Below are 20,600 nucleotides of genomic sequence, written 5' to 3' on the forward strand. Positions count from 1 at the left end.
GGTCGGAGCCCATCCCCGAGGGGATGGGATCCGACCCCGGCACTCAGTTCATCGCCTTGATGGTCAGGTCCAGCGCATCGCGGCCGCTCTCACGCTGCAGCATGCGCGCCGGCACCGGGAAGTCCGGCACGATCCAGGCGATCAGCTCCTTGTTGCCATCGGCGCGCGAGACCTTGGTCGCCTCGTAACTCTTGCCGGCCACGGTGATCGATTCCTTGCCGATCACGCGGTAGGTCATGTTCTTGATCCGGCCTTCGTCCACCATGCGATAGGTCAGCGGCTTGCCGGCGGCCAGGTCACGGGCGATCGCCAGGTTGATCAGCAGCGCGTCCATGTCGCCTGCTTTCAGCGCGATGGGGCCCGCACGGTCCGGCTTGATGTCGCCGGTCCAGGTGGCCTGGTTGCTGGTCCAGTTGTAGTTGGCCTGCACGTTGCGCTTCTTCACCAGCAGTGCCGAACGGTCCTGGCTGCTGAGCGGGCGCAGCTGGCCACGCACTTCCTCGAACACCGTGCTCTGGCTGAGGTCGGCCAGCTGGTTCTTCACCTGCAGGCTGTAGCGCCATTTGTTGCTGCCTTCGCTGGCCAGGGTCATGGTGCCGTTGGCCTGCATGCCCATGTAGCTGGCCAGGTAATCCGCCTTGAACGGTTCCAGCGCCATGGCCGGCAGACTGGCCACGGTCAGGGCAGCGGCTGCGATCCAGGTGAGGGGGCGGGTCAGGGTATTCATGCTCAGACTCCTTGGTATTCGATCAGGCGCAGGTCGACGCGGTCTTCGCCGTCTTCGCGTTGCAGGATGCGCACCGGGGTGGGGACACCGTTGGCGATCCAGAGAATGGTTTCGTTTCTGCCACCGTTGGTCCGGTAGACCCGCAGCGCGTTGTAGGACAGGTCGCCGACCTCGACGTTCTCGGTCTGCGGCGCGGCCTGGTAGTCGTGTTCGCGGACCTTGCCCATGTCCACGTAGCGGTAATGCATGGTGGCGCCCGGACGCGCATCGCGCATGATCGCCAGGTTGATCAGCAGCGCGCTCTGGTCGCCGGCCCGCAGCGGGATCGGCTGCGCGCGCTCCTTCTTGACGTCGCCGGTCCATTGCGCGGTGCCGGCCTGCCAGTTGTAAGTGCCCACGGCCTTCTTGCCCAGGAACAGGCCCTTGCGCACCGTGCTCTGGCTGAGCGGTGCGTAGACGCCACTGCGCTCCTCGAACACCGTGCTCTGCTCGATGTTCAGACCGAGCACGCTGGCAAAGCCGCGGCGGCCGACCACCTGCATGTCCACGCGCCACTGGCTGCCGCCGGTGTGGGTGACCTGCATGCTGGCATCACCCGCTTCCTTGCCCTTGTAGAAGGCCTGGTAGGTGGCGGTGAACGGCTGCAGCGGCGGCGGCTCCCAGGCCAGTGCCGGCAACAGCGGCACACTGGGCTCGTTCGGTGGCAGCGCAGCGGGTGTGGGCGGCGGTGAAGCCGCAGGCGGCTGCGCCTGGCCCCAGCCCACAGCGGGAAGCACGGCAAGCGACAACAGCAGTGAAGTGGACAGCAGCGTCGTGGTCTTCATGGAGGACAGGAACCGCAGGAGGGGGCAGGATGCCAGCCCCGCAGTCAGCGGGGCGTGTGCAAGAGCGTTACCGGTTCAGGTTTCCGGCGGAATCTAGGGCCAAGGGGCTAAACAGGGGGTGACCGTCCAGCCAGGGCTGACCCTCCCGTTCAGCCAGGCGGCCCTCGCACAGCAGCTGCAGTGTGGCGATCAGCAGCGGATGCTCCACCGCAAGCACGCGTGCGGCCAGCGCCTGCGCGTCATCGCCGGGCCGCACCGGCACGCGGGCCTGCGCCAGCACCGCGCCGGCATCCAGTTCGGGGACCACCAGGTGCACGCTGGCGCCATGCTCGGCGTCACCGGCCTGCAGCGCCCGCGCGTGGGTGTCCAGGCCCTTGTGCAGCGGCAGCAGCGACGGGTGGATGTTGACCAGGCGGCCATCGAAACGCTGCACGAAGGCCGGACCAAGGATGCGCATGTAGCCGGCACAGACGATCCAGTCCGGCTGTACCGCGGCAAGCGCATCGCCGAGCGCCTGCTCGTAGCTGGCGCGGTCGCTGAATTCCTTCGGTGCATGCGCCCAGCGCAGGCCGGCATCGACACGCAGCAGGGCCTCTGCGGCGGGGCGGTCGGAGAACACGCCGACCACCTCGGCCGGCAGGCGGCCGCTGCCGATCGCGTCGAGGATGGCCTGCAGGTTGCTGCCGCGGCCCGAGGCGAGCACAGCGATGCGGGTTGGGGCGGTCATTGCAGGGAACTCCGGCGGATCAGAGGCCAGGTCAGCAGGCTGCCGACGGTCGCCATCAGCATGTCGGCATGCGCATCCCACATGTCACCCTGCTGGCCGTTGTAGGCTTCGGCGGCATCCGGCGACAGCGCCAGCGCGATGGCCCATTCGAACCATTCGTAGACCAGGCTGGCACACATCACCGTCATCACCGCCAGGGTGAAGGCCTGGCCCAGGCGCAGCGCCGGCCACGCATGACGGGCCAGCTGCAGCAGTGCGGGGGTGAAGCAGACGCCGAAGAGGAAGTGGATGAGGCGGTCGAAATGGTTGCGCTGCCAGCCGAAGGCCGCATTCGGCGACCAGCCGGTCAGCATCTGCGCCCAGGCGTCGTAGGGCACGTTGGAATACAGCCAGCGCGCCGCCACGCAGTGCAGGGCGATGAAGCCGCAGATGGCGATGAAGGCGCCATTGCCCAGCCAGCCGCCGCGGCGGTCGACCCACAGCAGGGCGGCCAGACCGACCACGGTCAGCGTGCTGTGCAGGGCCTGCTCGATGGGCCACAGCGGGTGGATCCAGCTGATCGCGAAGACCGCCAGTACGGCAGCGAAAGCCCACTTCTTCGGGACCGGGAAGCGGCGGGTGGTGGGCGAATCAGACGTCGGGAGGGCAGGCGCGGACATGGGAAATCGATCAGATGAGGACGGGGCGTCTGCCGGCAGGTTCAGGCACTGAGGTGATCACCGCGGTCGAACAGCGCAGCCATTTCCGGCTTGGACAGGAACACCCAGGCATAGGCGGCCAACGCCATGCCCAGTGGTCCAGCCAGCACGCCCAGCCACGCCGCGCGCTGGCACCAGGCCAGCCCGGTGCGATGTGACAGCTGGCGCGCGGTGTGCAGCTGCACGAACCCCAGCACGGCGGCCAGCACGGCGATGGACGCATAGACCGTGGTCAGCATCCAGGCATCCTCCAACCCGCGCGACTGGGCCACCCAGCCGCTGAGGCCGAGGAACGCCACTGCGGCGACCCAGTGGAAACCGGCCAGGGCGTAGAACAGCACTCTCAGTGTCTGCAGATGGCTGGTCAGCTGCAGCTGTGCCAGGGTCTGATGCGGCAGCGGCGGTGGATTGCCGGAGGCGGTCATGCGGTCGCGGCGGGAAGGTCGAAGGCGGCCTTGACCTGCGGGCGCAGCAGGGTGATCAGGCTGAACACCCCCAGCACCGTGCCGACCGGCGTGAACAGGCAGGCCAGGCCAGCCGCGATCAGGCACAGCAGATGGCGACGGCGGCGGGACAGGCAGCGGCCGGCATAGGCCACGAACGCGCCCAGCGTGATGCCACCGAACACGACGACGCAGCCGAGAACGGTGAACACCCAGCCCATCAGGCGCTGTTCCTCCAGCGAGGAGGGCTCGCCGCCGGACTTCATCGGCAGGCTGCCGGTCAACGCGGCGATGCCGATCACGATGTGCAGGATGAAGATCAGCGAGAACAGCACGATCAGGCCACCGACCACGTAGTGTGCGATGGCCAGCATGCGCAGGTGGTCGGCATCCTGCGCGCTGAACGGCGGTACCGTCGCCAGCGGCGGCGGCACGGGGGCGGGCGACAAAGGGGGCGTTGCGTCCATGCGGGGCTCCTGGGTTGCCGGCGTCAGCCGATGTGGACGCGTTCGGCGCCTTCGGCGGTGACCACCTGGCCGATGGTCCAGTGCTCCAGGCCCTGCGCCTTGACTGCATCGGAAACGGCAGCCACCTGGTCCGCTGCGACGATCAGCACGAAGCCGATGCCGCAGTTGAAGGTGCGCCACATCTCGCTGTCGGCCACCGCGCCTTCCTTCTGCAGCCACTGGAACACCGGCGGCAGGGCCCATGACGACGCCTGGATGTCCAGGCCGAGGCCGTCGGGCACTACGCGGATGATGTTCTCGGTCAGGCCGCCGCCGGTGATGTGGGCCATGCCATGGATGGCCTCGCCGTGCGACTTCAGCAGCGACAGGATCGGCTTCACATAGAGGCGGGTCGGTGCCATCAGCGCATCGACCAGCTTCACGCCGCCTTCCAGTTCCAGATCGGCCGGGCGACCGGCGCGGTCGTAGATGCGGCGCACCAGCGAGTAGCCGTTGGAGTGCGGGCCGGAGGAGGCGATGCCGATCAGCACGTCGCCGGCGGCCACGCTGGCGCCGTCCTTCAGCTCGCTCTTCTCCACTGCGGCGACCGTGAAGCCGGCCAGGTCGTATTCGCCGGGGGCGTACATGTCGGGCATTTCAGCGGTTTCGCCGCCGATCAGCGCACAGCCGGCCTCGGTGCAGCCGTTGGCGATGCCGCCCACGACCGCTGCGGCGGTGTCGATGTCCAGCTTGCCGGTGGCGAAGTAGTCCAGGAAGAACAGCGGTTCGGCGCCCTGCACCAGCACGTCGTTCACGCACATGGCGACCAGGTCGATGCCGATCGTATCGTGGCGGTTCAGCTGGTGGGCCAGCTTCAGCTTGGTGCCCACGCCGTCGGTACCCGACACCAGCACCGGCTCGCGGTACTTGTTGGACAGGTCGAACAGGGCACCGAAGCCACCCAGGCCGCCCATCACTTCCGGGCGGAAGCTGCGCTTGACCAGGGGCTTGATCCGCTCGACCAGCGCATTGCCGGCGTCGATGTCGACCCCCGCGTCACGGTAGGTGAGGGGGGAGGGGGCGGAAGACGGGGTGTTGGTCACGGGCGTCGGCGCTGGCAGGGGTTGAACGGGCGATTTTAACAGGCCGCATTGGCGCAAAGGCCGTATTCGGGCAACAATTCCCCCGGATACGTCGAGCCAATGGATGTCCTGATGCGCCGCAGCCTGATTCTGACCCTGCTCCTTGCGCTGAGCCTGCCGGTGGCCACGATGGCCCAGAGCGGCCTTCGCACCGAGGGTGATGTCGCCACCGCCAGTGGCGCGTACGAGGCCGAAGTGCCCGTCAACAGCCAAGCCGAGGCCGATCGCAACGGCGCCCTGGCCCGCGCCCTGAGCGTGGTACTGGGCAAGCTGTCCGGCGACCGCAGCGTGATGTCCCGCCCCGGCGTGGTGCAGGCGCTGCGCAACGCCAAGGACTACGTGGCCAGCTACGACTACAAGCAGGACCAGAGCGTGGGCGCCAGTGGCGCCCCCAGCTTCCGTACCCTGCTGGTGGCCCGCTTCCGCGAGGATGATGTCGACTCGCTGGTGTCGGCGCTGGGCCTGCCGCTGTGGCCGCAGCCGCGACCGAAGCCGGTGCTGTGGCTGGCCGTCGACGATGGCAGTGGCCCGCGCCTGGTCAGCGTGCAGCAGGCCAACGCCGCCCGGCCGTTGCTGAACCGCGCCATCGAGCGCGGCTACAAGCTGGGCCTGCCCAGTGGTGGCGCCGCCGAACAGGCGCTGGCGGGTGCGATCTGGCGCCAGGACAGTGCCGCCGTGGCCCGTGCCTCCTCGCGCTACTCGCCGCCGATGCAGCTGATCGGCAAGTTGTACCGCGCCAATGGCGGCTGGCAGGCGGACTGGGTGTTCGTCGACAACGGCCGTGAACTGAACAAGTGGACCAGCAAGGACGCCAACGCCATGCGCGCGATGGCGGCCGGTGCCGACGGCGCCGCCGATGCGCTGGTCAAACGCTATGCCAAGGCCGGCGCCGCCGTCGGTCAGGCCGGGACCTACCGTGTGGTGGTCACCGGCATCAACAGCGCCGACGACTACCTGCGTCTGGCCGCCGGCCTGCGCGAGGTGCCGGTGGTGCGCAATGTCACCCCCCTGCATGCCTCGGCTGGCCAGCTGGAGCTGAACTTGGAGATGACCACCGGCCTGGCCGGCTTCAACCGCATGCTGGGCGACAACGGCGTGCTGGTGCCGAGCGCTCCGCTGCCGGCCCTGCCCGCTCCGATCGACGACACCACCGGTACCCCGGTGGCCGCCCCGGTCAGCAACGAGTACCGCCTGCGATGACTCTGACCCCGGAAGCGGAAATCGCGCAGTTCCTGCGCCGCCTGAAATACATCCTGTTCGCCGGCCTGATCGGCTGGGTGGTGTGGCTGCTGGCGCCGATCCTGACCCCGTTCGTGCTGGCGCTGGCGCTGGCCTGGCTGGGTGACCCGCTGGTGGACCGCATCGAGGCCACCGGTCGCTCGCGCATGACCGGCGTGGTGCTGGTGTTCGCGGCGATGGTGCTGGTGATCGTGGCGCTGCTGCTGGTGCTGGTACCGATGATCGAGCGCCAGATCACCACCCTGATCGCGGTTGCCCCGCAGGCACAGGCGTGGCTGATGGAGAAGGGGATTCCCTGGTTCGAGCAGAAGACCGGCCTGGAAGTGATGCAGTGGCTGGACCCGGACCGCCTGATCGAATGGGTGCGCAGCCACTGGCAGCAGGCCGGCGGCTTCGCCACCACGTTCATGGGCTACGTCTCGCGCTCCGGCTTCGCGATGGTGACCTGGGTGGTCAACATCCTGCTGCTGCCGATCCTGGCGTTCTACTTCCTGCGTGATTGGGACAAGCTGGTCGAGCGCGTGGCGTCGGTGATTCCGCGCAACCACATTGGCACCATCAGCGCGTTGGCGCGTGAGTCCAACGAGGTGCTGGGTGCGTTCATCCGCGGCCAGTTCCTGGTGATGCTGGCACTGGGCGTGATCTATGCCGGCGGCCTGTCGCTGGTCGGCCTCAAGCTGGGCCTGCTGATTGGCCTGATTGCCGGTCTGATCAGTTTCATCCCGTACCTGGGCGCGACCACCGGCGTGCTGATGGCGGTGATCGCCGCGCTGGTGCAGGCACAGGGCTTCGACCTGAAGCTGCTGATCCTGGTGGGCGTGGTGTTCACCGTGGGCCAGCTGCTGGAGAGCTACGTGCTGACCCCACGCATCGTCGGTGACAAGATCGGCCTGCACCCGGTAGCGGTGATCTTCGCGGTGATGGCCGGCGGCCAGCTGTTCGGCTTCCTCGGCATGCTGCTGGCGCTGCCGGTGGCGGCGGTGACCAACGTGCTGCTGCGCTACGCGCACCAGCGTTACCGCCAGAGCGAGCTGTACGTGGGCGAGAAGCCGGCAATCGTGCTTGACGGCGTGGTCGATGCGCCCCATATCATCGTTCCGAACGAAAAAGGCCCCGACCTGAAGTGATGGGTGTGCCGCAACTGCCGCTGGCCCTGCATTACCCGCGGGACCAGCGCCTGGAGACCTTCATCGGCGCGCCGGATGGCGCGCTGGCGCAGCTGCGCGCGATCGCGGTGGGTGCCAGCCACGATTGGGTCTACCTGGAAGGTGCGGCGGGCACGGGCAAGACCCACCAGGCGCTGGCGATGTGTTCCAGCGCCGAGCAGGCAGGGCGCCTGCCGACCTATGTGCCGCTGGCCAGTGCGGCCGGCCGCGTGCGTGCGGCGCTGGATGGGCTGGAAGCGCGCGAGCTGGTGGCGCTGGACGGCCTGGACGAGGTTGCCGGCAACCGCGACGACGAGATCGCGCTGTTCGATTTCCACAACCGCGCGCGCGCTGCAGGCGTGACCGTGCTGTACACGGCGCAGAAGGCCCCGGAAGCGCTGGGCCTGGTGCTGCCGGACCTGCGTTCACGGCTGGGCCAGTGCGTGCGCGTGCTGCTGCAGCCGCTGGATGAGGAGGGGCGGGCAGCGGTGCTGCGCGAACGCGCGCTGCGACGCGGCCTGGCGATCGACGAGGCATCCATCGAGTGGCTGCTGTCGCACACCGGGCGCGAGCTGGGTGGGTTGATCACGCTGCTGGACTGGCTGGACCGCGAGTCGCTGGCGGCGAAGCGGCGGATCACCGTGCCGTTCCTGCGCCAGGTGCTGGAAGAAGGCCGGCCCCGCTACTGAGGGTGGGGTTTGTTTGCAGGGCTGCGCCCTGCACCCGCCGAATCAACGTCAACGTCAAAAGCTGGCCATCTCCGTGGGATGGCGGGGTGGGTCCGGTTGCGGGGGACGCTGCAAGTACGTCCATGTAAGCTCGGTCGCCGCATCCATGCGGCTCACGCCCCCGCAACCGGACCCACCCCGCCTTCGACAGTTGGCCGCGATCTGCCGGGACTGCGTACTGCACTGCTGACTGCTGTTGGTGGGTGTCGACCTTGGTCGTCACCAGAGCAAGCGCAGCGAAGCGACCCGCTTTTGCTTTTCTTTTTTCTTTTCCGTGGCTGGACGCGCACGGAAACTGTCAGAGGCCGGTCGGGGTGGGCTGCGCAGGGGCGTGAGCCGCATGGATGCGGCGACCGAGCTTACATGGACGTACTTGCAGCGTCCCCTGCGCAGCCCACCCCGACCGGCCAAGCACGGCTTCTGCTTTCAATGAGTCCAGCCACGAGGGGCTCAGCCGTTCGCCGCCAACTCAGCATCCAGCGCGCGCAGCCGATCCACGGTGCCGACATCGGTCCAGCGCCCGCGATGGTGCTGCCCGGTCATCAACCCCTCCGCCATGAAATGCTTCTGCAGCGGCACCACCGAGAACTTCGGCGGCAGCCGCTCGCTGCCCGGCGCCTCGCCGATCACCGTGCGCCAGTCGGCCACGATCGAAGGACGGTACACGCCGATGCCGGCATAGGTCAGGCACGGTCCTTCGCGATCGTGGTGCAGCACCCCCTGCGTATCGAGGCGGTAGTCACCGTGCGGGTGCTGAACCGGATTGTCGACCAGCACCAGGTGCGCCTGGCCCCGCGGCTCGCGCGGCAGCGTGGCGAAATCGAAATCGGTCCAGATGTCGCCGTTCACCACCAGGAACGGGGCATCGCCCAGCGCCGGCAGGGCGTTGAGGATGCCACCGCCGGTCTCCAGCGGGGTCGCTCCTTCGTACAGGAAATGCAGGTGCAGGCCCCATTGGCTGCCATCGCCCAGCGTCGCCGGGAACTGTTCGGCCAGCCATGCGGTGTTGACCACCACCTCGCGCACGCCGAGTGCGGCCAGGCGTTCCAGGTGCCAGACGATCAACGGCTTGCCAGCCACTTCCAGCAGCGGCTTGGGCGTGTGCAGGGTCAGCGGGCGCATGCGCTCGCCGAGGCCGGCGGCAAAGACCAGCGCCTTCATCGGGCCACGCGCATCGGTGCACCCAGCTCGGCCAGCGCCGGCTTGATGCGCTCGTCCAGCAGCTGCTGCAGCGGTGCCAGTTCCCGATAGCGCGGCAGCACTTCATCCAGATAGGTGATGAAGCGCGGTGCGTCGTCGAGGTAATGGCCCTTGTTGTCGCGGTAACGCAGCCGGCAGAACAGGCCCAGGATCTTCACGTGGCGCTGGATGCCCATCCAGTCGGCATCGCGCAGGAAGGTGGCGCGGTCGGGCACCGGCAGGCCGGCGTCACGGGCACGCTCGTGGTACTGCGCCAGCCACTCGTCCACACGCTCCAGCGGCCAGCTAAGGAACGCGTCCTTGAACAGGCTCACCGCATCGTAGGCGATCGGGCCGCGCACCAGGTCCTGGAAATCCAGCACTGCGGGGCCATCGTCGACCGGCATCAGGTTGCGCGGCATGTAGTCGCGATGGGTCATCAGCTGGGCCTGGCCCAGCGCGTTGTCCATCAAGCGGCGGTGTACCAGCTGCAGCCCTTCGATCTCGCCGCAGTCCAGCTCCAGGTTCAGGTGGCGCTGCAGGAACCATTCGTCGAACAGGCCGGCATCGCGCTGCAGCAGCGCCTCGCCAAACTGGCCGAAGTCGGCCGGCACCGGGATCGCCTGCAGGCGCAGCAGCTGTTCGATCGAACGGCCGAACCATTCATCGGCATTGCGCTCGTCGAGGATCCTGGCCAGGGTCGGGCCGCCGAGATCTTCCAGCAGCAGGAAGCCGGCATCCAGATCCTGCGCCAGCAGCATGGGCACGCGCAGGCCGTTGTCGTGCAGCAGGCCGCGCATGCGCAGCCACGGCCTCGGATCTTCCAGCCCCGGCGGGGCATCCATCACGATGTGGCTGCCGCGCGTGCTGGTGGTGCGCCAGTAACTGCGCATGCCGGCATCGACCGAGGCGCGTTCGACCACCGCGTTGGCATCATCAAGCTGGGTACGGGCCCACTGCAGGCGCTGCGCGCTGCGCTGGGGATCGGAGGCGGGTTCGGTCATGCAGGCATATCCGGGCGCGCCGGGCGCGCCAACGTCGGGAACAGGAAGGGAAGGAGGGACGGGGTCAGCGACGGCCGCTGAACAGGCGCAGCACGGCCAGCACGGCCACCGCACCCACTACCGCACCGAGGAAACCGGCCGGCTCACCGGGGGCGTACCAGCCCATGTACTGGCCGAACCAGCCGGCCACCAGGGCGCCAAGGATGCCCAGCACGATGGTCAGCAGGCAGCCCATGCGGTTGTTGCCGGGCATGAAGAAACGCCCGAGCAGGCCGACGAAGAAGCCGACCAGGATGATGTAGAGCCAGCTGCTGCTGCCGAACAGACCATTCATGCGCGCGATTTCCGCCAAGGGTGGACGCAGCCTAGCAAGGCCTGGCTGCGTCCGTCACGGGTGCCGGATCAGCAGCAGCCGTGGTCGCCGTGGCGGGTGCCGCTGTCGGCAGCCACCGGCGAACCGCTGGTCTCGCCGCGCAGGCTGGCCGCGTAGTGCTCGCTGATCACCTTGGACACGCAGGCGGTGACCTTCTTGCCCATCGGGATGTGCAGGAACTCGTTCGGGCCGTGCGCATTGGAGTGCGGGCCGAGCACGCCGGTGATCATGAACTGGGCACCGGGGAACTTCTCGCCCAGCATGCCCATGAACGGGATCGAGCCGCCTTCGCCCATGTACATCGCCGGCTTGCCGAAGAAGGCCTGGCTGGCGTCGTCGATGGCCTGGGTCAGCCACGGCGCCATGGCCGGGGCGTTCCAGCCGGTGGAGGCCTTTTCCAGGTCCAGGGTGACCTGCGCGCCGTTCGGCGGGTCGCGCAGCAGCGCTTCCTTCAGCAGCTCGCCGCAGGTCTTGCCATCGGCCGTCGGCGGCAGGCGCAGCGACAGCTTCACCGAGGTCTGCGGGCGCAGCACGTTGCCGGCCGATTCCAGCGGCGGCATGCCGCCGACGCCGGTGACCGACAGCGCCGGGCGCCAGGTGCGGTTGAGCACCAGCTCGGTCAGGTCCTCGTTCATCGGGCGCAGACCGTCGACCATCGGGAACTTCTCGAAGATCTCGGTATCCACCACTTCGGCGGCACGCTTGGCCTGTTCCAGGCGTTCGGCCGGGATCTCGACGTTCATGCCGTCGATCAGGATGCGGCCGGTCTCCTGATCCTCGATGCGCGAAAGGATCTGGCGCAGCAGGCGGAAGCTGGACGGGATCACGCCGGAGGCATCGCCGGAATGCACGCCTTCGTTGAGCACCTTCACGGTGAAATTGCCGCCGGTCAGGCCGCGCAGCGAGGTGGTGCACCACAACTGGTCGTAGTTGGCGCAGCCCGAATCCAGGCAGACCACCAGCGACGGCTTGCCGATGCGGTCGGCGAGGTGGTCGACGTAGGCTGGCAGGTCGTAGCTGCCCGACTCTTCACAGGCTTCGATCAGCACCACGCAGCGGGCGTGCGGCAGGCCCTGGGCCTGCAACGCCAGCACGGCGGCCAGCGAGCCGAAGATGGCGTAGCCGTCATCGGCGCCGCCGCGGCCATACAGCTTGTCGCCGCGCAGGACCGGGGTCCACGGGCCGAGGTCGTCGTCCCAGCCGGTCATTTCCGGCTGCTTGTCCAGGTGGCCGTAGAGCAGGATGGTGTCGTCGCCGGTCTCGGCGCCGGTGGCCGGAATTTCCAGGAAGATCAGCGGGGTACGGCCTTCCAGGCGCACCACTTCAACCTTCAGGCCGGGCAGCTGCTGGGCCCTGGCCCAGTTCTCCATCAGCGTGACCGCCTGTTCCATGTAGCCGTTCTGCACCCAATTGGCGTCGAACATCGGCGACTTGTTGGGAATGCGGATGTAGTCGACCAACTGCGGGACGATCTCGCTGTCCCACTTGTCATTGACGAATTGGCCGAGCTTGGCGCTGTCCATCTGAAACTCCGGTTGCATGGGCTGATCCGGCCATTCTACGCCTGTGCCACGGGTAGGGTTTTTCCTACATCACGTCGGGTATTTGGCTGGCTTACGGAAATCCGGGAAACCGATAGGCTGTGTGCATGTGGTGACGGACACTGTTCCTACCGACGGGATTGCCGGTCGGGGCGGCCAGAATCACAAGGAGATACACGTTGTGCCTTGGTTTGTCGTGTTGAGGGCACTGGTGCTGGTCATGGGGATCGCTGGGGCGCATGCCGCCGAACCGATCGACATCAACCGCGCCGATGCCCAGGCGCTGCAGCAGGGATTGACGATGGTCGGAGCCGCCAAGGCCGAGGCGATCGTCGAGCACCGGCGCAGACACGGCCCGTTTCATCGCGTCGAGGACCTGACGCAGGTGAAGGGGATAGGGAAAGCAATCGTCGAACGGAATCGACAGCGGATCACCGTAGGCAACAGGTTGTTGCCGGCGGATCCGGTACCCGGATCGGTACCGGTGCGAACCGTACCGAGGCGCTGACAGCAGGAATCGTCGGAACCGGCAGGAAGCTGGTTCAGCGGTCACGGACAGGACGGCCGTGACCACCGACCGCCGCAGGACGCGGCACCAATCACCAGGATGGTGGCATCACAGACCTGTGGAAGGGGCTGAGATACAAGCAGGACAGACGCGGCCGCGTGCAGGATGCAACGCTACCCCCACAGCGCAGGATGCGAGGGGGCGGCAGCAGGCCGACAAGGACGTAACGATTGCCCGGTACGACACATGGCTGTGTCGCCGGGCAGTTTCATTTCCGGCGCCTGGTTTTGCCGCGGCCACCACGGGCCGATGGTGTACGGTGGCCGCACCGCATGGAAAGGACCCCCGCTGGATGCTCCCGCTCCGCCCCACCACCCTGATGCTCGCCCTTGCACTGGCCCTGCCGCTGCTGGCCCATGCCGCTGCGCCGACAGCGGCTGCCAAGCCCACGGCTGCCGCAGCCAGCAGCGCTGAAGTGCGCGGGCCGACCGACCTCAAGCCGGGCGAATACCTCTGGCATCCGGAAATCTCGCCGACCGGCCCGATCGTGCTGGTGGTCAGCCTCGATGAGCAGCGCGCCTACGTCTACCGCAACGGCATTGCCATCGGCCTGACCACGATCAGCTCGGGCAAGGCCGGGCACGAGACGCCAACCGGCGTGTTCACCATCCTGCAGAAGGACAAGGACCACAGGTCCAACCTCTACAACAGCGCGCCGATGCCGTACATGCAGCGGCTGACCTGGGACGGCATCGCCCTGCATGGCGGCAGCCTGCCCGGGCATCCCGCCTCGCACGGCTGCGTGCGCCTGCCGCAGGCCTTCGCGCAGAAGCTGTTCAGCGAAACCCAGCGCGGCGATACCGTGGTCGTGGCCGATGCCAAGAGCTCACCGATGACCCTGGCCTATCCGTCGGTGCTGGCGCCGGTGAACGCGCGCGGCCAGGCCCTGCCGGAGGCCGAGGGCGGAGCCCCGGCACAGGCCTGGTGGGACGACAGCGCGGCGCCGGCCGGGCAGGTCGGCATCCTGGTCAGCCTGCACGACCAGCGCCTGTACGTGCTGCGCGATGGCGTGATGATCGGCGAGTCGCCGCTGAAGGCTGACGCCCTGCCGGCGTTCCAGGGCACCACGCTGTTCGTGATGGGGCAGGGTTACAGCGACACCCCCAGCCCGCTGGACGTGAACCAGCGCCTGCACCAGTGGACGGCCTACCCGTTGCTGGGCCAGGACCGTGCCCAGGCCACGCCGGACCTGCTGGCCACGCCTTCGCTGCCGATGGCGCTGCCGGCCGATTTCGCCCGCCAGCTGTACCAGGTGCTGGTGCCGGGCACGACCCTGCTGGTGACCTCGCTGCCGGCGGTCCGCCCAAGCCCGGCTGAATCCGGAATGCAGCCGGTCTTGGAATCCGAGCCGCCAGGGTCCACCCTCAAGGGCAACTGAGTGCCCTCGTTGTGCCCATGACTGCATCCCGCCTGTGCCGGCTGGCCGCGTTCGGCCTGCTGGCGACCTCGGCCAGCGCCCCGGCGCTGGCACAGACGCCCGCCCTTGCCACCAGCGCCGATGATCTGGCTGCCCTGCTGTCGCGCAGTGCGCCCAAGGCCGACCGCCACGTGTTGCAGCTGGCGGCGCACGCCATGCGCTGTGCGCTGCAGCGGCCGGAACTGGGCATCAATGGTGATCGCCTCAGCGTGATCGACTATTCGCGCCCGTCCACCGAGCCGCGCCTGTGGGTGTTCGACCTGGCCCACCAGCGCCTGCTGTTCGAGGAGTGGGTGGCGCATGGCCGCAACAGTGGCGAGAACCGCACCGAGCACTTCTCCAACCGCGATGGCAGTTTCATGTCCAGCCTCGGCGCGTTCACCGCGCAGGAGACCTACATGGGTGGCAATGGATATTCGCTGCGCCTGGCCGGGCTGGAACCGGGCTTCAACGACCGCGCGCGTGACCGAGCCATCGTCATCCATGGTGCGCCATACGTGAACCCGGCTGCCGCGCAGCTGCAGGGGCGGCTGGGCCGCAGCCTGGGTTGCCCGGCGGTGCGCCTGTCGGTGGCCAGGCCGCTGATCGATGCGTTGCGTGGCGGCACGATGGTGTTTGCTTACTACCCCGACCAGGATTGGCTGAAGCACTCGCAGCTGCTGGCCGGCGGGTGCGGTGGCCAGGGCACGCTCGCCACGCGGTGATGCACGACGGCGCGCGGCATGATGCAATGCGCCGATGAACATCGACTCCCTGCTGCACACTCCGAGCCAGGTGATCTCCAGCCTGGACTACCGCCGCGAACGTTGGCGCAACGGCCTGGGCTGGACCCGCGAGATCCTGCGCCTGCCCGCGCAGGGGGATGACTGGGCGCTGCGCCTGTCGGTGGCCGAAATCGAACAGGATGCCGCGTTCTCTGCCTTCCCCGGCGTGGAGCGTGAACTGGTGTTGCTGCAGGGCAATGGCGTGCGTCTGCGCTTCGACGATGGCCGCGTGGCCGAAGTGTTGCCACCGCATGGGCGGGTGCGCTTTGCGGGCGAGGAAACATTGCACGGCGAACTGGTGGCCGGCATCACCCACGACTTCAACCTGATGTGGAAGCGCGAGCTGCTGCAGGCCGAACTGCTGCACCGGCCGCTGGTGGGCGCGATGTTCTTCTTCTGCGAACCGGGCGTGGCCTGGGCGCTGCATCTGCTGGCCGGTCAGGCGGAGTTTGGTGCCGACAGCGGGCTGCCGGCGCTGCAGGCGGGCGATACCGCATGGTTGGCGGCCGGCGAACGTCAGCGGCACGCGTTGCAGGGCGGTGGCGAGTTGCTGGCGATACGGGTCAGTGCAGCAGCGGGATGATTGCTGGGCGCCGGTGGGCGCCATCCACGCATGGCGTGGCTGCGGCCGCCGATGCCGCGTCATGGTGCGAACCAAGGTTCGCACCCACCAGAAGCGGTTCGCACCCACCAGAACGCGGTTCGCACCCACAAGAGGGCGGTTCGCAGGCGTCGGTGCGTTCAGTAGATCCACGCCATGCGTGGATGGGGCAACCTCAATACACATCGCGCCGGTAACGACCGGCCAGCAACAGCGCTTCCTTGCCCGCAGTACCCAACACCTGCTCGATCACCGCATCCACCGCCGGGGCCATGCCCTGCAGGCTGCCGCAGACCAGGATCGTCGTGCCTTCATCCACCCACTGCCGCAGCGTTGCCGCTTCGGCCAGCAGCCGGTCCTGCACATAGCGATGCGCGCCGCCATCTCGGCTGAACACCGCATCCAGCCGCGCCAGCGTGCCGTCGGTCAGCATCGCCTGCAGTTCTTCACCGAAGTGGAAGTCGTGCGCGGCGGTACGCTCACCGAACAGCAGCCAGGTGCGGCGCGCGCCACTCCGGGCACGTTCGTGCAGGTGCGCGCGCAGGCCGGCGATGCCGGTGCCGTTGCCGATCAGCAGCAGCGGCACATCGGCGGGCACGCCATGGAAATTGTCGTTGCGGCGCAGACGCAGCTGCACCGGTTCGTCGATGGCCGCGTGTTCGCACAGCCAGCCACTGCCGATGCCCGGTGTTCCATCGGCGCGCAGTTGGCGGCGCAGCAGCAGCTCCACCGCACCGTCGGCCATCACCGAGGCGATCGAGTACTCGCGATGCGGCAGCGGCTGCAGGGTCGCCAGCAATGCAGGCAGATCACCCGGGGGAACCAATGAGGGCAGGTGCGAGCGCGCGACGCGTGCCAGCAACGTCTGTCCGTCATCCAGCACGATGTCCGCGTCAAAGCGTTGTGTGTCCAGCCAGGCACGCACGGTGTGCGATGCGTGCTGTGGGCCGATCTCGGCGATGTCACCGGCCTGCCATTGCGCATCTGCATCGGCTGGGGGCTGCAGGCGCAACCAATACACGGGGCCGCCGGGGCTGCCGGGGTTCAGATGCTCGCGCTGCAGCAGCGTCCACGGCTGGTACTCGGCCGGACTCCAGTCGGGCAGTTCGCTGGCGTTACCGCCGAGTTGTCCCAGCAACTGCTGCCAATGGCGCAGCGCCGCCGGATCGGCGTTGTCGACTTCGATTGCATCGAACAGTGGATGCGCGCCGTGCTGGCGCAGCCATTGGTCGAGCTGGTGACCGAATCCGCAGAAGTGGCCATAGCTGCGGTCGCCCAGTGCGAGCACGCCGTAGTGCAGATGCTGCAGCGAGGGCGGCGTGGCCATCACCCCGCGCAGGAACGGCAGGGCGTGGTCGGGCGGATCACCTTCGCCGGTGGTGCTGGCAATGAACAGCGCGCGCTGGCTGCCGGCCAGCAACACGGCGTCGACCTCATGCAGTCCGCGCACGCGCGCTGGCACGCCGGCACCGCGCAGGGCCTCGGCACTGCGTTCGGCCAGTTCGCGGGCAAAGCCGGTCTGGCTGGACCAGGCCAGCAGGATGGGCGCGGAGTCTCCGCTTGCGGCATCGTCGCGCGGGCGCCCACGCCACCACAGCGCAACGCAGGCCAGCGCATACAGCGCCGTGGCGAGTACCGCGATCTGAGACTGCCGCGCCGGTGGCGCGCCATGCCACCAGGCTTCACCGAGGTGCAGGCGCAGCAGCGCCCAGCCGATCAGCGCCAGCAGAAGCAGGACCAGCGCGTTGCCGAGCCACGCGCGCGACGGCCGGGTACTCATGGGCTCTGCTCGTCGAGCAGGCGCTGGAAGGCGCTGCTGAGGAATTCCTGCGGGCCGTCCGCTGCGCGTTGCAGGTAGCGCGCAGCCAGCCCTTCGCGTTCGGCCAGCGCCATGCCCTGTTCGCGGCCCAGCACGGTCAGTGCGGTGGCCCAGGCATCGGCGTGCATGGCGTCGTCGGCCACCACGGTGACTGCCGCGGCAACCTGGCGCACCGGTCTGCCCGAACGCGGGTCCAGGCTGTGACTGTAGGCCTCGCCATCGACCTGGTACTGGTGCCAGCGATCGCCGGAGGTGGCCACCGCCTTGCCCTCCAGCGCCAGCACCCGCAGCGGGGTATTGGTGTGCGCATCTTCTTCCGGCGCGGACTCCACCAGCACGCGCCATGGCTGGCCGTCCGGTTTGCGGCCGTAGCCGGCCAGTTCGCCGCCGACTTCGACCAGCGCGGCAGTGATGCCCTGTGTGCGCAGCCACGCAGCGACATGGTCGACGCCAAAGCCCTTGGCGATCGCGGAGAGATCCAGTTCCAGCCCACCCGGTTGCAGCAGCGCATCGTCCTGCCATTGCAGGCGCTGCCAACCGCAGCGATCGCGCGTGGCCTGCAGGGTAGCGTCGTCGGCCTGGCGGCGTTCACCGGCATGTGCACCGAAGCCCCACAGGGCAACCAGCGGACCGACGGTGGGATCGAAGGCGCCGCCACTGGTGGACGCGATCGCCTGTGCGCAGGCCAGAACGTGGCGGGTCTCGGCCGGCAGCACGCACCATTGGCCCGCGTCGGCGCGGTTGTAGCGGCTCAGGTCCGAACCGGGCTCCCAGGTACTCATCTGCGCGACCACTTCGTCCAGCCGCGCCTGGATGCCGGCGTGCAGCGGGTGCAGGTCGCGCTGGCGCGGCGCGACCAGCGACACGCTCCAGGTGGTGCCCATGGTGGTGCCGCCGAGGCGGGCGATGTCGAGCAGGGAATCGGTCATGGTGATGCGTTGCGGGTGCGATGCCGGGGTTGCCCGGCATCGCGGTCCGCGTCATTACTGCGGCAGCACTTCCAGCGTGGCGACGTAGCTCAGGCGGCGCTTGGCGGCCTGCTTCACCGACGTCTTGTTGTCCTCGGTGCCGGTTTCCAGCCAGTACATGCCGGCTTCCGGCCAAGTCACCTTGATCTCGCCCTTGGCATCGCTGGTGACCTTCAGCTCGTCCTGTGCGTTGCGGTAGCGGGTGGCACCACGCACGATCTCGAATTCCAGGCCGGCCGCCGGCTTGCCGTCGACCAGCACGCGGAAGGTGGCTTCCTCGCCGGCGAACAGATCGTTCGGGTGGCCGACGGCGACCAGCTCGATGCCACGGTTGGTCGGCTTCAGCGCGGTGTCGTTCGGCGCGCCGTTGGTGACGAAGGTCTCCACGCGGCCGACCGACTGGCTCACTTCCAGCTTCTTCGCGTCCTTCGGCAGTTCGCCGAAGGTGGCAACGCTGCCGCGCCAGCGCTTGCGCTCGCCGTTCTGCTCGTAGGTGGCGAACAGGCCGTCATTGACCGACGCGATGCGGTAGGTGCCCGGCTGCTTCAGTTCGATGTCGAACACGCTGCGGTACTTGCCGGTGGATGCGTTCTGCGGCTGCACGGTGCTGCCGTCCGGCGCGGTGATCACCAGCGATTCCAGGCGCAGCGGCACGTGGTTGAAGTAGAACAGGTCGTTGGAGACCGCACCGTCGACGGTGATCCACGGCGCGTTGCCGGCGATCACGGTCTGCGAGGGCAGCAGCCAGGCCTTGTGGGCCAGGGCGGAGAAGGGAAGGGCAGCGGCCAGGGCGGCGGCGAGGACGAGCGTGCGCTTCATGCGGAAGACTCCAGTGGATGCGGGGTAATGCGACAAGGGCGAGGGGATTACGACTTAATCCCCTCCGTCCCCTTTTCAGGGTTTGACGGCGAGGGTGACCTGGCCCAGTTCGGTGGCGCCCTGCGCCTTGCCGTTCTGCGCGGCGGTGGCTGGCCAGGTGAAGGGGATCTTCAGCAGTTCGCGACCGCCGACTTCGCGCACCGCTTCCACTACCAGGGTGTAGTTGCCCGGGGCCAGCTGCTTCAGTGCCGGCTGCCTGTCGTTGAACGACAGCGCGTGCTTGCCGGCCGGGCGGGTCGGGCCGGTCACGCCATCCACCGGCACCTGCAGGGTGCGGCCGCTCTTGCGCCACCACTGGCGCAGGTCGGGCAGCCACTTGGTGCCATGGCCTTCGCTGTTGCTGGTCTGCTGATACCAGACCGACAGGTTGGCCGCGACCTTCTGGTCGGCGCCTTCCAGCCACACGGCCACATACGGGCGGTGGTATTCGGCTACGTTGAGCTTGGGCACTTCGACGTTGATGTCGAGGGTGGTGGCATAGGCCGGCGAGGTGGCCAGCAGGCCGCTGAGGGCGATGGTCAGGGTGACGCGCATGGGGCGGCTCCGGAAAGGGGGAAAAGTCAGTGGATCAGCAGCAGGGCGATCAGCAGCGGGATCATCAGGCCGAGGCCGACCAGCGGCCAGGTCATGCGCCGCTGCCGCGCATGCAGGTGCAGCAGGAACAGGCCGGTGATGCAGAACACCAGGCAGGCCACGGCGAACAGGTCCAGGAACCAGCCCCACGCCGGGCCCGCGTTGCGGCCCTTGTGCAGGTCGTTGAGGTAGGACACCGCGCCGCGCGAGGTCGATTCGTATTCCACCGCGCCGGTCTCGCGATCGATGCTCAGCCAGGCGTCGCCGCCGGGGCGGGGCAGCGACAGGTAGATCTCTTCGGGCGACCACTCGGCCGGTCGCCCGCCGATGGCGATGCCAAGCTGCGTGTTCAGCCACTGCCGGGCAGGGCGCGGAATCGGTGCGTTGCCGTCTTCGCGCGTGCCGAGCTGTCCAAGCAGCGCGGCCGGCAGTTCAAGATGCTGGTTCTGCACCTCGGGCTTGGCCTCGATCTTCGCGGCATGGTTGAGGGTCAGGCCGGTCACCGCGAACAGCAGCATGCCGATCAGGCATACCGCCGAGCTGATCCAGTGCCACTGGTGCAGCGTCCGCAGCCAGAAGCCACGGTTCTGTTGCTGCTGCACGGTGGAGGAGGCAGGACGGCTCACGGCACGGTTCGAGGCGGACGAGGACTGCCCATTACATCATTGATGAGAATAGCTCGCAATTGCGTATCGTTCTGTATCCCGGGAGCAGGCATTGCGGGTTGCCGGCCAGCGGCCGGCACTACCGATCGGTAGATCCAGGCCATGCGTGGATGAAGCGGTGGCGCCCCAC

The 20,600-nt window shown here is 68.2% G+C and carries 23 protein-coding genes; 7 read left to right on the forward strand and 16 right to left on the reverse strand.

The genetic code is table 11. The features are described from left to right. Positions 1-43: 43 nt before the first annotated feature. The 7 genes from O0K41_RS18775 to purM all read right to left on the reverse strand — a co-directional run bounded on the left by O0K41_RS18775 (position 44) and on the right by purM (position 4,968). Complete coding sequence (locus O0K41_RS18775; protein ID WP_005408399.1) at positions 44-727, reverse strand: DUF3108 domain-containing protein; 684 nt, start codon at positions 725-727, stop codon at positions 44-46. Positions 728-729: 2 nt separating this feature from the next. Continuing rightward, on the reverse strand, positions 730-1,551 hold the full coding sequence (locus tag O0K41_RS18780) for a DUF3108 domain-containing protein (RefSeq protein WP_005412504.1): 822 nt from the start codon (positions 1,549-1,551) through the stop codon (positions 730-732). 67 nt (positions 1,552-1,618) lie between these two features. Then, the gene (gene purN / locus O0K41_RS18785) at positions 1,619-2,278 is read right to left on the reverse strand and encodes a phosphoribosylglycinamide formyltransferase (RefSeq protein WP_005412505.1); all 660 of its coding nucleotides are present in this window, start codon (positions 2,276-2,278) and stop codon (positions 1,619-1,621) included. Further along, positions 2,275-2,937: a DUF2238 domain-containing protein gene (locus O0K41_RS18790; protein WP_049397533.1), complete on the reverse strand. Its 663-nt coding sequence runs from the start codon at positions 2,935-2,937 to the stop codon at positions 2,275-2,277. Before O0K41_RS18790 ends, purN begins: the two co-directional genes overlap by 4 nt. A gap of 41 nt (positions 2,938-2,978) precedes the next feature. Then, positions 2,979-3,401 (reverse strand): hypothetical protein, encoded by a 423-nt coding sequence (locus tag O0K41_RS18795; RefSeq protein WP_005412507.1) that lies wholly within the window; start codon positions 3,399-3,401, stop codon positions 2,979-2,981. After that, the gene (locus O0K41_RS18800; RefSeq protein ID WP_005408404.1) at positions 3,398-3,886 is read right to left on the reverse strand and encodes a hypothetical protein; all 489 of its coding nucleotides are present in this window, start codon (positions 3,884-3,886) and stop codon (positions 3,398-3,400) included. The genes O0K41_RS18795 and O0K41_RS18800 overlap by 4 nt, the downstream gene beginning before the upstream one ends. 23 nt (positions 3,887-3,909) lie before the next feature. Continuing rightward, positions 3,910-4,968 carry a phosphoribosylformylglycinamidine cyclo-ligase gene (gene purM / locus O0K41_RS18805; RefSeq protein ID WP_043034199.1) on the reverse strand — a complete coding sequence of 353 codons (1,059 nt, stop codon included), beginning with the start codon at positions 4,966-4,968 and terminating at the stop codon, positions 3,910-3,912. A 99-nt stretch (positions 4,969-5,067) separates the two neighbouring features. Between purM and O0K41_RS18810 the strand changes: the two genes are divergently transcribed. The 3 genes from O0K41_RS18810 to hda are packed head-to-tail and all read left to right on the forward strand — an operon-like array spanning position 5,068 to position 8,080. Continuing rightward, on the forward strand, positions 5,068-6,207 hold the full coding sequence (locus O0K41_RS18810; protein WP_049403272.1) for a DUF2066 domain-containing protein: 1,140 nt from the start codon (positions 5,068-5,070) through the stop codon (positions 6,205-6,207). After that, positions 6,204-7,373 (forward strand): AI-2E family transporter, encoded by a 1,170-nt coding sequence (locus tag O0K41_RS18815; protein ID WP_005408407.1) that lies wholly within the window; start codon positions 6,204-6,206, stop codon positions 7,371-7,373. Before O0K41_RS18810 ends, O0K41_RS18815 begins: the two co-directional genes overlap by 4 nt. Next, on the forward strand, positions 7,373-8,080 hold the full coding sequence (gene hda / locus O0K41_RS18820) for a DnaA regulatory inactivator Hda (protein ID WP_005408408.1): 708 nt from the start codon (positions 7,373-7,375) through the stop codon (positions 8,078-8,080). The genes O0K41_RS18815 and hda overlap by 1 nt, the downstream gene beginning before the upstream one ends. Positions 8,081-8,569: 489 nt before the next feature. On the opposite strand, the gene murU is transcribed toward hda, so the two are convergent. The 4 genes from murU to O0K41_RS18840 all read right to left on the reverse strand — a co-directional run bounded on the left by murU (position 8,570) and on the right by O0K41_RS18840 (position 12,198). Further along, the gene (murU, locus tag O0K41_RS18825; protein WP_123958284.1) at positions 8,570-9,280 is read right to left on the reverse strand and encodes an N-acetylmuramate alpha-1-phosphate uridylyltransferase MurU; all 711 of its coding nucleotides are present in this window, start codon (positions 9,278-9,280) and stop codon (positions 8,570-8,572) included. After that, positions 9,277-10,302, reverse strand: a complete 1,026-nt coding sequence (locus O0K41_RS18830) for a phosphotransferase (RefSeq protein ID WP_123958285.1) — start codon at positions 10,300-10,302, stop codon at positions 9,277-9,279. Before O0K41_RS18830 ends, murU begins: the two co-directional genes overlap by 4 nt. 64 nt (positions 10,303-10,366) lie before the next feature. Then, on the reverse strand, positions 10,367-10,636 hold the full coding sequence (locus O0K41_RS18835; protein WP_005408411.1) for a GlsB/YeaQ/YmgE family stress response membrane protein: 270 nt from the start codon (positions 10,634-10,636) through the stop codon (positions 10,367-10,369). Between the two features lie 68 nt (positions 10,637-10,704). Next, on the reverse strand, positions 10,705-12,198 hold the full coding sequence (locus tag O0K41_RS18840; protein ID WP_005408412.1) for a M20 family metallopeptidase: 1,494 nt from the start codon (positions 12,196-12,198) through the stop codon (positions 10,705-10,707). 238 nt (positions 12,199-12,436) lie between these two features. On the opposite strand from O0K41_RS18840, the gene O0K41_RS18845 reads away from it, so the two are divergent. The 4 genes from O0K41_RS18845 (at position 12,437) to O0K41_RS18860 (ending at position 15,548) form a co-directional block, all read left to right on the forward strand. Further along, entirely contained in the window at positions 12,437-12,724 is a 288-nt protein-coding gene (locus tag O0K41_RS18845; protein ID WP_043034217.1) for a helix-hairpin-helix domain-containing protein, read from the forward strand. A 352-nt stretch (positions 12,725-13,076) separates the two neighbouring features. Beyond that, positions 13,077-14,162 carry a L,D-transpeptidase gene (locus tag O0K41_RS18850; protein WP_212560556.1) on the forward strand — a complete coding sequence of 362 codons (1,086 nt, stop codon included), beginning with the start codon at positions 13,077-13,079 and terminating at the stop codon, positions 14,160-14,162. A 17-nt stretch (positions 14,163-14,179) separates the two neighbouring features. After that, positions 14,180-14,905 carry a murein L,D-transpeptidase catalytic domain family protein gene (locus O0K41_RS18855; protein WP_005408415.1) on the forward strand — a complete coding sequence of 242 codons (726 nt, stop codon included), beginning with the start codon at positions 14,180-14,182 and terminating at the stop codon, positions 14,903-14,905. A gap of 34 nt (positions 14,906-14,939) precedes the next feature. After that, positions 14,940-15,548 carry a HutD family protein gene (locus tag O0K41_RS18860; protein WP_049448597.1) on the forward strand — a complete coding sequence of 203 codons (609 nt, stop codon included), beginning with the start codon at positions 14,940-14,942 and terminating at the stop codon, positions 15,546-15,548. Positions 15,549-15,741: 193 nt separating this feature from the next. Here O0K41_RS18860 and O0K41_RS18865 read toward each other — a convergent pair whose 3' ends face one another. The 5 genes from O0K41_RS18865 to O0K41_RS18885 all read right to left on the reverse strand — a co-directional run bounded on the left by O0K41_RS18865 (position 15,742) and on the right by O0K41_RS18885 (position 20,431). Further along, positions 15,742-17,346: a sulfite reductase subunit alpha gene (locus tag O0K41_RS18865; protein ID WP_164221507.1), complete on the reverse strand. Its 1,605-nt coding sequence runs from the start codon at positions 17,344-17,346 to the stop codon at positions 15,742-15,744. Beyond that, positions 17,343-18,314 (reverse strand): FAD:protein FMN transferase, encoded by a 972-nt coding sequence (locus O0K41_RS18870; protein ID WP_164221505.1) that lies wholly within the window; start codon positions 18,312-18,314, stop codon positions 17,343-17,345. Before O0K41_RS18870 ends, O0K41_RS18865 begins: the two co-directional genes overlap by 4 nt. Positions 18,315-18,368: 54 nt before the next feature. Continuing rightward, a complete protein-coding gene (locus tag O0K41_RS18875) occupies positions 18,369-19,172 on the reverse strand; it encodes a DUF4198 domain-containing protein (RefSeq protein ID WP_005408419.1) in 804 nt (267 codons plus the stop codon). 75 nt (positions 19,173-19,247) lie between these two features. Continuing rightward, entirely contained in the window at positions 19,248-19,766 is a 519-nt protein-coding gene (locus O0K41_RS18880; protein WP_005408420.1) for a DUF2271 domain-containing protein, read from the reverse strand. A 26-nt stretch (positions 19,767-19,792) separates the two neighbouring features. Beyond that, complete coding sequence (locus O0K41_RS18885) at positions 19,793-20,431, reverse strand: PepSY-associated TM helix domain-containing protein (RefSeq protein ID WP_164221503.1); 639 nt, start codon at positions 20,429-20,431, stop codon at positions 19,793-19,795. Positions 20,432-20,600 lie beyond the last annotated feature (169 nt).

It is taken from the genome of Stenotrophomonas sp. Sm2128 (assembly GCF_030985535.1).
GTDB classification, from domain to species: domain Bacteria; phylum Pseudomonadota; class Gammaproteobacteria; order Xanthomonadales; family Xanthomonadaceae; genus Stenotrophomonas; species Stenotrophomonas maltophilia.